Below are 11,901 nucleotides of genomic sequence, written 5' to 3' on the forward strand. Positions count from 1 at the left end.
ATCCCATTAATTTCTTGATTACAGCATCTTAACATCATATTAGACTTTTGTGACAATTAATTAGGAACGATCGGTAGAGTATTTAGAGATGAAACCAAGCGAATACATTCCTGGAAGATATCCATCAGATAGATCGCTAGAGGATGATCTTGGATCGTGGTGGGTCATTCATGTCAAACCCAATCGTGAGTGGAAGGTAGCAAAGTACTTCTTTCATCACGAGATTACTTATTACCTTCCGTTGTATGATCGAAAAACCAAAGTAGGGTATTTGAAACGTGAAAAAATCGTCAAAGCCCCCCTGTTCAGAGGTTATCTATGTTTTGCTCTTGAAAAAGGCCGGCATGGTCTTCTCCACGAATGCCACGATTACGTTAGAATAATCGACATTCCTGACCAGGACAAATTTGTGCAGGAAATGGAGCACGTAGCCAAAGCGCTCGATACTTGCCAGGATTTGTTTGTCAAACCAGGGATTGTTAAAGGTCGAAAGGTTCTTATTGCGTCAGGACCGATGGAAGGGGTAGTCGGTATAGTCTCTGGACGCTCCAAAAAAGGACAAGTCGCTTTGACAGTTGAAATGTTTAATCGTACGGTGATCGTGAATACCGATCAGTTCACAAATTTGGAGATCCTGGAATAAAATGGACGGCGTTGGCGCCGAAAACTGAGAGCGCAGAGATCGAATTCATCGAAATTGTTCCAGGACTCGCTCTGTGGAGACAGGTATCTCGAAAAAACATGTTGCAATTCATATTCAGTCTGATATAAATATTCATATACTTTAATTACCCCATTAAAGGAAATCGGGTAGCTTACCTCCTTGCGCTATCCTGCGGACAAAGCCCCATATCGGCATAACGATGATGGGGCTTTGATTTCAATAGGACGTCAGCCTTGAGATTCCGGTCAAAAATCCCCAGTACAAAACGTGTCAGTTCTTTTTGGATTATGCTTGAGCTTTTGTGTCCGCAGCGCCTTGCATGGCGACAAAGCCCCTAGTTTGAAGTCCAGTTGCAGAGGATGTTCCTGCGATTTTAGCCAGATATGTCTCGCCAAGATTCTGAATGTGGTCACTGACTGTGTCAAAGTAGTTGAAGTGAGCTTGCTCTTCATCGACGACAACTTCAAAAATTTTCACACTCGAACTGTCCCCGTTATCCCGGCAAACTAAAATAAACTGATTATAAGCGTCTATGGTGTCATCCTCGAGTTTTGAATCAAAGGAAAAGATTGACCGGATTTCCTGACCTTTTTCAGCTTTCCCTTCAGGCTCCGCAGTGGGTTCTCCTCCCAATTCTTTAATTCGTTCAGCAAACAGCTCAGCGTGTCTCATTTCATCGATAGCAATGAGCTTAACCTTTGCCGCCATCTCTCCGTAGTCCATGTTATCCAGGTTGTAGTGCTGGTTCATGTACTGGGCAATAGCGAGCAATTCCATCCCACGTGCCTTGTTCAAAACCTCTATGACGTTATTCTTCCGCTGTCCTCTGTTTTTTTGATCCACGTGACATACCTCCTGGTTTATCTCATCTGATACTGTTGTTAGGACACCCCTAGTCTCAAAAATTGGCTAATAATATATATGTATGGGCCGCTTTATGAAAAGTAAATAGAATGGAAAAACGTGGCTATAAGAAACTGATTTTGACTAATCCCAGAGTACCTCAATAGTTTCAGGGAGTCGCTCTTGTCTCCAGATTCGTGACAAAAGGGGGGTAGCTCATTTTAAAAGGTCCATGTTATTTCAGTACCCGCAAGATACTGAATCATACGATAATTGAGACTATATTCGGCGCTGGAAGAGGGGTTGTTTGCAATAGTGGTTTCTAGTGTAGTTTTTGGGTACGCATTAATAATCCCCATTCTTAGAAATATGCCGATCCCCAAATTTTGTGATAATTTTGCAATTGCGTCACCGTAAAGTTCAACCAAATAGCTGCGTTCAAAATTGGTTGTTGTTTTGAAAGATTGGTTTGGAAGACCTAGAAAATTTTCATTATAGTCGATACGTCCTAATACCGCCGGAAAAACAATTCCTCTGAACGAGCCACACAAGAAACTGTTTTCTTCTTTGAAATGAATGCCAATATATGGAACGAAAGCTCTAGACTCTATATATGCTGAATCGGATGAACTGAATACGGGCGCAGAAGCCTGGACCGGACCCGACACAGGTCCGGGATCTTTGAACGTAAGAGACAAATAGTCAAACCGAAGCCCAATAACTTCAGACCATCCTTGCTGTCTCCAAACTTTGTTCCAGGACCATCGAATCTCTGCCCCAGCATTTCCAATCTGCGATTCTGTTCGATTCCACTCCCTGTAATTTCCAGTTGGGTTCCAATTAAAATAATAGAAGGACGCTGTTTCCGTGAATGATGGTTTCAAATAAAACCCTTCTAAAACAAGGTCAAGAGATGTTCCGAATGACACAACTTCTGACAGTCCTATAGTGAGTCCGCCCTTATAAGGATACTTTTGCCATACTCTGGTCAGACCCTGAGTTTGAGTATCAGAGGCCTCCAGTTCAATGAACTGCCCCCCTGTCTTATTCGGAATTATCACACCTGCATAAAGCTTGGGCAAATTTACCGAGATCCCATGTCTGTCCAAAAGGCTAGAATTTGACTGTTCACACGAAGAATCGTCTTTAGAAGCTACAATTTGTTGATGGATCACATCGGAAATCAGAGGCAAATTGTCGGCGGCGGCGCATGGAATAACCATCGACAGAATTATAATTGTAAAAATAAGACGCATCCGGATCCTCCTGGAAGTCCTCCATCTTCTCAATCGCAAGGATCTGCGACCAACGTGCTGGTTTTCATCTTTGGTCCAGGCAAGTTGACAACATCGTCTTTGCGCCCGGATTGCCCTTATAACAGGACTGTGAATCATTTTCCCGGAGGCCCAGCTCAAAGTTTTAAATTAACCCCTCACAGGATATCTGATTTGAGTAAACATCAGTCAGGATAAGAGATTATCTATGATTTGAGATAGTAGTGTCAACAATTTTTTCCTTGAGTGACTTGCGCTTTGTCCATCTGTGACACGGCAACTATGGTTATTGCCTTCTGTGACCCTCATGAGCTTGACAAGAGTTGCTCAATGCTCCACGATAAATCATCTCTAGGTAATGGTTACCCGGCAGGACCAATCAATCCATGGACTAAGACAGAAACCATCGGGGCTTTCCGAGGAGACGATCAGGGTATGCAGGAGCAGGAGTGAGAAGAATCAAACTGGAAAAGCCTATATTGGTATCAGATCTCGATGTGGTTTACGTCGGAACATTTGTGCCAAAGACGTGCGGAATTGCGACGTTTGCAAATGACCTTGGAACTTCAATCTCGCAGGAAATGGGCGGCAAGCCATATCGCGTCATTGCCATCACCGATCGAGCGGGAGGGTACAATTACCCGTCTGAGGTTACATTTGAGATCCGAAAGAACGTGATTCGTGATTATGCTCGGGCGGCCGAATATCTTAACGGTTCATCGGCACAGATAGTCAGCCTCCAGCACGAATTCGGAATCTACGGGGGCGACGCTGGCAAATACCTTTCAGTGTTGCTATCTCATTTGAAAAAGCCCGTAATTACGACCCTGCACACGATCTTAGAAAATCCGCCCAGCGATTACCTGGAGGCCTTAGAGGACGTCATAAATTACTCCCAGCGACTTGTGACCATGAGTCAAAAGGGGGCCAGGATGCTCCATGAGATATATGGCGTTCCACAGGACAAAATCTCAATAATACATCATGGTGTTCCTGACGTTCCTTTTGTTGATTCTAACTTCTATAAGGAACAGTTCAATGTGGAAGGCCTGACAGTTCTTCTTACCTTTGGATTGATCAGTCCCAACAAAGGCATAGAAACTGCCCTGGAAGCTCTGCCTTGTGTTGTGGAGAAATACCCCAACACTGTCTACATCATCCTTGGCGCAACGCATCCTGAAGTTAAGAAGGTTCACGGTGAGCAGTACCGCTTATCACTCGAACGAAAAGCTATTGACCTAAAGATAGCAGACAATGTGGTGTTCCAGAACAGGTTCGTTGATCTGCAGGAATTAACTGAATATATGTCTTGTTGTGATGTTTATTTGACTCCGTATTTAGCAAAGGAACAGATAACCTCTGGAACGCTCGCTTACGCTGTGGGCATGGGCAAGGCTGTAGTGTCTACGCCCTATTGGTATGCGGAAGAATTGCTCTCGGATTCACGGGGAATATTGGTAGATTTCAGCGACGTGAAAGGTATGGCCAACGCCCTTAACGACTTGATCGGCGATTCCTTGCGGCGAAATAGAATTCGCAAGGCGGCATACGAGTACGGGCGCACAATGGTGTGGCGGGAGGTAGGCCGTCATTACGTGGAAATGTTTTTACAAATGCTCAGCGAACGGAGGGACTTGGATGTGATATCTTCCTGGAAGCAAAAGATGCTTCCTCTGATTACCCTCCCAGAGATCAACCTCGATCATTTGATTTCTTTATCAGACGACGTCGGTCTGTTGCAACATGCGTCCTTCGGTATACCGGATCGTGATCATGGGTACAGCGCTGATGATGTCGGTCGGGGACTTGCTGCGCTAATGACTTGTTATAACCAGCAGAGAGACGACCAGATACTTCCTTTAATCCGAACTTATGTTAGCTTCCTGAGTCACTCTCAGACGGAAACAGGCCATTTCCACAATTTCATGTCGTATGATCGAAGATTCATGGACAACCACGGGAGCGACGATACCTTGGGCCGGGTCCTTTGGGGTCTCGGGACCGTCGTCAGGTGGGGGACAAAAGAGCAAATACGCGCCCTGGCTCAAAACATGATGGAAAAGGCCGCTCCAAGAATACCCGAAGTTGATTCGCCGAGGGCCAAGGCCTATGCCATTATCGGTATGTACCATCTACTGCAAAAATTCGTGGGAGCAAGCCAATTCAAGCGACTTCTGATTCAGTTGGCTGATGATCTGGTTAGCCTATACAAAGAAAACAGGAGTGCGGACTGGGAGTGGTTTGAGGACGTGATAGCCTACGGAAATGCTAAAATCCCTGAGGCGCTGCTCCGCGGTTACCAGGTAACCCAAAACGAAGAATACCTGAAGGTTGCTCTGGAATCGCTGGACTTCATTACCAAGGAGCAAATGAATGGAGTCTATTTTGACCTTGTTGGCAACGAAGGCTGGTACCCCAAAGGAGGGGAAAAGGCCCTCTTTGGACAACAGCCCATAGACGCAGGCTATCTGGTGGAAGCCTATGTGGCGGCTTCAGAGATAACGAACAACTTCAAGTACCTGGAACTCGCTCGGCTTGCTTTTGAATGGTTCTTGGGCCGAAATAGGCTGAATACCGCGCTCTATGATTTTGCTGACGGTTCGGTGGCAGACGGGATCGACTCCAGCGGAATCAGCGCCAACCAAGGCGCAGAATCGGTTGTGTGCTACCTTCTCGCAGTTCTAGGTCTTTCCGAACTCAAGGCTCAGAGAATCCTCCCTCCCAAATAGAACCGAATTTTTTTGACGCTGTCTTGCTGATTGCATGTCTCAATACAGTTCTTCAGAACTGTTCGTATTTTTTCCTCTTATACTGATTTGCGCCCAAACAGGTAACTTGCTCTGACGAATGCTCACAATCTTTGCCAGTTGCAAAAGGGCATAGGTTGAGGTAAAAGCCCTGTGAACGGATAAGTTAGCTGCAATAGGCATAAGACGTCCAGCGTAAAACCAGCCAAGTATTTAATTGAGCTTGGACGCATCAACGTGCCTTAGGACGGCAAGAAAAGGATTTTCGATGAGTGATTCAGGCCCAATAGTCATGATTTCCAGCTATCCTCCACGCATGTGTGGAATCGCGACTTTTGCCGAGGAAGCAAGGGAATTCATACAAAAGCATAATCCTGACAGGGAAGTCTTGGTGATAAGCCACACCGATGGCCAGGGAGAAGGCGTGTTTCCTATTATTGACATGTCCAAAAGGGACTGGTGGAAGACTGTGGCCATAAAAGTGCACAGACTGCGCCCTTACGCAGTCCATCTGGAACACGAATACGGTCTGTACGAGTATTATGACTCGAGAGGCCATGGAGATGGGAACGAAGGGTTCCTGGATCTACTCGATGCAATCAATGATTTTCCCACTATTGTTGAACCGCATACCGTCCACGGTAGGCTGACGAGTTTTGAGGCCAATTTCATCTACCAGATGTGTGAACGGGCAAGGGTAGTACTGTTCAAGTGTCATTATCAGAAATGGCGCCTGGACTGGAATTTCGTTGGGCAAGGCTGGCGAACCCCCAGAAACGTAATGGTGGTTCCTCATGGGGCTAGGCCCGATCGACGCTGGGCCATCAAGGATGTGCCGCTCCTCAAGGAAGAGTTAGTCCTGGACCAGATCCCATACCTGGGTAACCGTTTAGTGGGCATGGTCGGATGGATACAGTCCAACAAGCGCTGGGACATATTGACTTCCATGTGGGAAGATATTCATGCGGAAATATTGGAACGAACCGGCCAAGACTGGGACCTTTTGGCGGCAGGCTCCATGAGGGATCCGAACCACTTGACAGACTACGAAAATTATCTGGAGCAACTAGCAGCCCTGGAAAAAAAAGGACTGGCTCACTACTTTGAGTTTATCCCACGCGGAGAAATATATTACAAAGTTATGGCGGTTTGTGACTTCATAGTTTTGCCTTCGACCGATGAAACACAATCCGGAACGCTTGCACGAATTATTGCCCTCAACAAACCATATATAACGACGGCCCCTATGGAAGGACTGACCGCTCAGACACTGGAGAGCGAAGGCGGACTGCTATTTACCACCAAGAAAATGTTGAGGGACCAGGTTATCAGGATGGCCTGTGACGAAGAACTCCGGTTACAACTCGGAGAAAACCTCAAGCAATATCTTGATGAGGTGGTTAGCTGGGAACTGGTAGCCAACCAGTACAACGAGGCATACGAATTGGCTCGTCAATCCGTTGCTTCCGGCCGAGCGGTCGAGCTACCCATGGAATTTTGATGAATAGACCCAGGGATTGTGAAATATGAGAAACGTTCCGGATAGCGGCCGTCAAGAACTCCTTAAAAGGTATGAGGCAAACCCTATCCTTACCCATAGCGACTGGCCATATCCCATAAATTCGGTGTTCAATCCGGGCGCTACAATGGTTGATGGCCAGAACCTGCTGTTGGCGCGAGTGGAAGATCGTCGGGGATTCTCACATTTGTGCGCTGCACGAAGCCCAAATGGACTTACTGACTGGAAAATTGATCCTCTGCCGACATTTATGCCGCAGCCCAAAGGGTACCCGGAAGAGACATGGGGAATAGAAGATCCCCGAATTACGTGGCTAGAAGATCTCGGACTGTGGGTTGTCACATACACTGCATATTCAGATGTCGGACCTCTTGTCTCCCTTGCGTCCACCAAGGATTTTGTGAACTTTCAGAGGCTCGGCTGTGTCATGCCTCCAGAGGACAAAGACGCCGCGATTTTTCCCGTTAAGTTCAATGGCAGATATGCGATGCTGCATAGGCCCGTACCGTCCATTGAGGAATCGGGAAAACACATCTGGATTTCTTTTTCCCCAGATTTAAAGCATTGGGGAGATCATCAGGTCGTATTAACCGCCAGAAATGGAGGCTGGTGGGACGCCAACAAAATTGGGCTTTCAACGCCACCGCTTGAGACTTCTGAGGGCTGGCTGATCCTGTATCATGGTGTAAAAGAGACTGTTAGTGGGAGCATTTACAGACTCGGCCTCGCCCTGCTGGACCGAGAAGACCCAAGCCGAGCGCTAAAACGGACTGATCAGTGGATATTTGGCCCTGAAGAGTCGTATGAACGCAGTGGCGACGTTGGTAATGTAGTCTTCCCGTGTGGCTGGATTCTCCAGGGGGATGAGTTGCGTGTCTATTATGGAGGCGCAGACAGTTGTGTAGCAATTGCCATTGCGAGTCTGCGTGATGTATTAGGCTTTCTTAAAGAAGGCCCCCTCCAGTCGTAATCCGTACAACCCGCTGCATTGTAACCACTCAAATGGTCATGGCTCCAGTGGCCTTTTTGAATGTTATTGATACTTAAACACTCATGTGATGAACATCGTCCTTGGGCGCGTATCTTGCTATTTCACGCTGACGCTGGTGAATCAGGCGGGTCGGACAAATCTGTCAAACTTTAGATCATCAAGAACGCAAGATTCATTTAACAACCTTCACATAACCCTAAACTCCATCCGGTAGACCCAAATTAAATATCTCGTTCTTCCAGTGGCGCCTCAGTCCCAGAGACGTTGGAGCTTAAAAGTTGTTTCTCGATCAACATTGACGCGCACAAGGCCTCCGTCAGTTTTCACATCCCAAAAACTGAGTCCCTCGCTCGACTCACGCATGACAAAAGTCTTGGGTTCCAGGCCAGTGACTCTACATTCAACGTCGGTCAACTTTCTAATGCCTGTAAATCCCAGGTTTGGTCTACCAATTCTCATAATATTAGCTCCTTCCGGAGATATCATGTTTCCATTTACACTAACAATATACTATAAAGATTAGTATCGCTTCAATTGAAAAGTTATAACAAAATTGGGTTGTCTTTCGAAAAAGAACCAGCTATCGAAATTATTCAGAATGTTCGATCCGGGAGGTTTTCATTCCGGTTGATGTAAACCGCTTAACGATGTAAATTTTGATGATGTAGTGAGCGTAAAGAACAATAAAGTCAGCTTAAACGTTTTATGGCCACTGTTAACGACCGACCTCAAAGACAGGCAGAGTAGACGTCTACTTCAACCGTTTCAATTGAACACCATATTGGAGGTCACGATGAGCAATCCACTTGATCCAGTGCGGATCGCTTTCGACAAGGCCGTGGGGCCTCATTTAAAAAGACAGAACTTGATGGCGGATTTAAAAGAAGCGGATATTGGAAAAGAACGCCGCTCACAGTTCGTGAAGGAATCGACCCAACTTGATGCAGAGTGGGTCGAGGCTCTGATTGGGCTTCGAAAGGTTATGGACGAGTGTTTGGTTCTCCAACACAGAATCGACGCATAATGTAACTCATGGTACTCAATGGCATCCACCTCGTTCCCTGATTTCAGTGATTTCGATCAAGGTCAGCGTTTAGAACTGACGAATCCAATCTTGGAGGATTTGGGGTGAAACACAGGAGCGACCCAGTGTAATTTGTCACAACAAGTCAACAGGTTGTCCGTAACACACTCCATAGGAAGTTTCGCGAAGGAGCCAAAGCCTCTCGCGAAATTAATAATGGGTGCTGGTGTAGTTGTGTCGATCGCTCTTTGTTCGGGTTGATTTTGGACACTCATAATGATCTCAACACATTTGTCATCCAGATGACGGCGAGTGGGAAATCTACTCAACCTCAATCTTTTTGTCATGTTTATCTTGTGATTTCGAGCCAATAATGCTATACTCGCGCCACAACGTATAACTTAACCTGATAAAATCTATTCCATCATTTTATGTCTTACGTCGGGGGGACCGATGAATTTTATTCAAAAGAACGTTATCATCAGGCGCGGGTGGTTCATTCTACCCCTAATCCTGTGGGCGATCGGGACCTTATCGGCTCACAGCCTCTTTTCAACACCAAGACATACAGCGTCGGCGCGTATACAAATACTGGATTTGCGAGATCGGTTTGATCCAAGGGCCTGGTTCCCGGACAGATACGTGAGTATCCAAGACAGTAGCATCAAGGAACATGTCGAGGCGTTTAGGTCCCTAGACCTGGCCCAATCCGTGATTGCATCACTAAAGCCTCAAGATCTCAACGAATTACGCATGGCCATCGCGAGTTCAAATGGTTTCGCAATAGCGTCTACTGACCCCTCGCGGTCTGATACCCTTTTCGACGGGCAATCCGAAGCGCTGGATTACGTCCGGCGCAATCTGTCGGTGGAACCTGTAATCGGGTGTAACATGCTCGATGTCTCGATTTCCGTGGCCGCACGACAATTGGCCACTGAACTGTTGGGCCGTTACTTACGGGTTTTCACTTTTAGAAACCTTGAAAAAAGGCGGATGGAAACGGTTGAGTCCGCGAACAGCTTACAGGAAGCGGCGGATCAAATCAGGTCAGAACTGAAAGAGACCGAGGCCGGAATTCTGGATTTTGTGGTTGAAAATGGTTTTCACGCGACAAGGGAAAGTCGGCTCGGGCAGGTTTTTGGACTCTTGAACTCGCGAGTGGGAAATGCTCCAAACGTCCAACGAACGTCGGGCGATTGTGAAAACAGGATAGGACCTGGCCGCGGATCGAATTTCCAGAAAGAGCTGGCAGAGAGACTGGAAAAGGATCTCGAAAAGCTGGAATTCGAACAATCCGGACTCGGTTGTTCCTTGGGAATGAATCATCCAAGAATGATCAGTCTCATGGGCAGGATAAATTTCACCCGTTCGCGTGTTGAATATTTTCGTAGGGCGGCCGCGGTCGAGGACAATGACGCAAATGGTTCACAGGTTCCATCCTCGAAGGCCAGGTCTCTTGAGGAACAATACTCTGATCTCAGGCGTGAACTAGACTACAAGAATGAATTCTACAACCTCGTTCGTAAGGAAGCCCAACAGTGGCGGCTAAAGGCAAAGACTATAAGTAACAATGTTCTGGTGATCGACGCTCCCCGCGTTGTTTCGACAAGATGGTATCAAGACAAATGGCTCCTGTGGGGGATCATCCCGATTGCCCTTTCGCTGGGTGGTTTATTCGGGCGCTCGGAAATGATATAATGCGCTAAATTAATCCAAGGAAAGGATTTTCAACCTGCCTAACGATGAAATTTCTCACGATTGTCCTTTTAAGCCTGGCATTTTTCATTGGTGGATGCTCCAGCCTGATGGACGGCCACTTCGTTACCAACGACGGCAAAGAGAGCCCTTTCAAGGCCCCGGTAAATCAGCACGAACCGATACAGGCGCCTTCTTATCGCGATTAGGGGCTAAAGTGCAAAAGGGCCGGTCCCTCTAGGACCGACCCTCATAGAATCATGTTTTTCGCCTTATTTATTAGGCTTATGCGGCTACGAGTTCCGACGCCTGATATCTCCCCTTCAACTTCTGCAACGCGGCCCTTTCGATCTGTCGCGCTCGCTCCCTCGTAACACCGAAGTGTTTCCCCAATTCTTTCAGAGTTTCAGGTTCGTCGGACAGTATCCGTTTTTCAACTATATATTTTTCGCGTGGATTCAGCTTATCCACAGCCTCATCTACCCACCGTTTCAAGTTTTCAAGCTCCTGCTTATCTGCAAGGTCCCTCTCCTGGTCTGCCCGCTCATCTCTGAGCGTATCCGCGAATGAATCACGGGAACTATCACCCAGGAGTTCATCCAGAGAAAGATCTCTGGCTTTAAGTCTGGCGGCCATATCTATTACTTCATCGTCCGTCACGTTGATCCTGTCCGCCAACTTTGAAACATTATCCAGATGCACATCAAAATCAGTGGCTTCGGGAAGGTCGCCGACGCGATAGAATAATTTCCTCTGAGCCTGTGTTGTGCCCATTTTGACCATGGACCAAGACCTGATAATGTGGTTCTGGATGTAAGCCTTAATCCACCAGACGGCATACGATATCAGCCTGTAGCCCTTGTCAGGATCAAACTTTTCCACAGCCTTAATCAGGCCTATGTTTCCTTCTTGAACCAAATCCATGACCTTTATACCGTAGTTGCGGTACCCTAACGCTACCTTTATGACAAAACGCAGGTTAGAGGTTATCAATTCGTTCACAGCCGTATCATCGTCGCCACCCTTGTACCGGTTAGCCAATTCAACCTCTTGCTCTCGGGTAAGCACAGGATAGCGCTCTATTTCATTCAGGTAAGTTTTCAGTTCGTCGGCTTCAGTCCAATAATTCATTTTAACCTCCCCG

11 protein-coding genes are annotated in these 11,901 nt (G+C 46.8%); 7 read left to right on the forward strand and 4 right to left on the reverse strand.

Annotated elements, in window-relative coordinates:
* The first annotated feature begins 88 nt into the window (after positions 1 to 88).
* The gene (locus WC647_08350) at positions 89 to 643 is read left to right on the forward strand and encodes a transcription termination/antitermination NusG family protein (protein MFA6222312.1); all 555 of its coding nucleotides are present in this window, start codon (positions 89 to 91) and stop codon (positions 641 to 643) included.
* Between the two features lie 306 nt (positions 644 to 949).
* Here the strand turns inward: WC647_08350 and WC647_08355 are convergent, their stop codons facing one another.
* Positions 950 to 1,507: a bacterioferritin gene (locus WC647_08355; protein MFA6222313.1), complete on the reverse strand. Its 558-nt coding sequence runs from the start codon at positions 1,505 to 1,507 to the stop codon at positions 950 to 952.
* 221 nt (positions 1,508 to 1,728) lie between these two features.
* Positions 1,729 to 2,763 carry a hypothetical protein gene (locus WC647_08360; protein ID MFA6222314.1) on the reverse strand — a complete coding sequence of 345 codons (1,035 nt, stop codon included), beginning with the start codon at positions 2,761 to 2,763 and terminating at the stop codon, positions 1,729 to 1,731.
* Positions 2,764 to 3,111: 348 nt separating this feature from the next.
* On the opposite strand from WC647_08360, the gene WC647_08365 reads away from it, so the two are divergent.
* From WC647_08365 to WC647_08380, 4 genes are all read left to right on the forward strand, one after another.
* Positions 3,112 to 3,234, forward strand: coding sequence for a hypothetical protein (locus tag WC647_08365; GenBank protein ID MFA6222315.1), 123 nt, complete (start codon positions 3,112 to 3,114; stop codon positions 3,232 to 3,234).
* Positions 3,231 to 5,510, forward strand: a complete 2,280-nt coding sequence (locus WC647_08370) for a glycosyltransferase (GenBank protein MFA6222316.1) — start codon at positions 3,231 to 3,233, stop codon at positions 5,508 to 5,510. The genes WC647_08365 and WC647_08370 overlap by 4 nt, the downstream gene beginning before the upstream one ends.
* Positions 5,511 to 5,796: 286 nt before the next feature.
* The gene (locus WC647_08375; GenBank protein MFA6222317.1) at positions 5,797 to 7,029 is read left to right on the forward strand and encodes a glycosyltransferase; all 1,233 of its coding nucleotides are present in this window, start codon (positions 5,797 to 5,799) and stop codon (positions 7,027 to 7,029) included.
* 25 nt (positions 7,030 to 7,054) lie between these two features.
* On the forward strand, positions 7,055 to 8,017 hold the full coding sequence (locus WC647_08380; GenBank protein ID MFA6222318.1) for a glycosidase: 963 nt from the start codon (positions 7,055 to 7,057) through the stop codon (positions 8,015 to 8,017).
* Between the two features lie 270 nt (positions 8,018 to 8,287).
* Here WC647_08380 and WC647_08385 read toward each other — a convergent pair whose 3' ends face one another.
* The gene (locus WC647_08385; GenBank protein ID MFA6222319.1) at positions 8,288 to 8,497 is read right to left on the reverse strand and encodes a hypothetical protein; all 210 of its coding nucleotides are present in this window, start codon (positions 8,495 to 8,497) and stop codon (positions 8,288 to 8,290) included.
* A 334-nt stretch (positions 8,498 to 8,831) separates the two neighbouring features.
* Here WC647_08385 and WC647_08390 point away from each other — a divergent pair, with 334 nt between their 5' ends.
* Both WC647_08390 and WC647_08395 read left to right on the forward strand, forming a co-directional pair.
* Positions 8,832 to 9,062, forward strand: coding sequence for a hypothetical protein (locus WC647_08390; GenBank protein ID MFA6222320.1), 231 nt, complete (start codon positions 8,832 to 8,834; stop codon positions 9,060 to 9,062).
* 453 nt (positions 9,063 to 9,515) lie between these two features.
* The gene (locus WC647_08395; GenBank protein MFA6222321.1) at positions 9,516 to 10,760 is read left to right on the forward strand and encodes a hypothetical protein; all 1,245 of its coding nucleotides are present in this window, start codon (positions 9,516 to 9,518) and stop codon (positions 10,758 to 10,760) included.
* Positions 10,761 to 11,042: 282 nt separating this feature from the next.
* Here the strand turns inward: WC647_08395 and WC647_08400 are convergent, their stop codons facing one another.
* The gene (locus WC647_08400; protein ID MFA6222322.1) at positions 11,043 to 11,888 is read right to left on the reverse strand and encodes an RNA polymerase factor sigma-32; all 846 of its coding nucleotides are present in this window, start codon (positions 11,886 to 11,888) and stop codon (positions 11,043 to 11,045) included.
* Positions 11,889 to 11,901 lie beyond the last annotated feature (13 nt).

This window comes from Desulfomonilaceae bacterium, assembly GCA_041662605.1.
Lineage (GTDB): Bacteria > Desulfobacterota > Desulfomonilia > Desulfomonilales > Desulfomonilaceae > CAJBEZ01.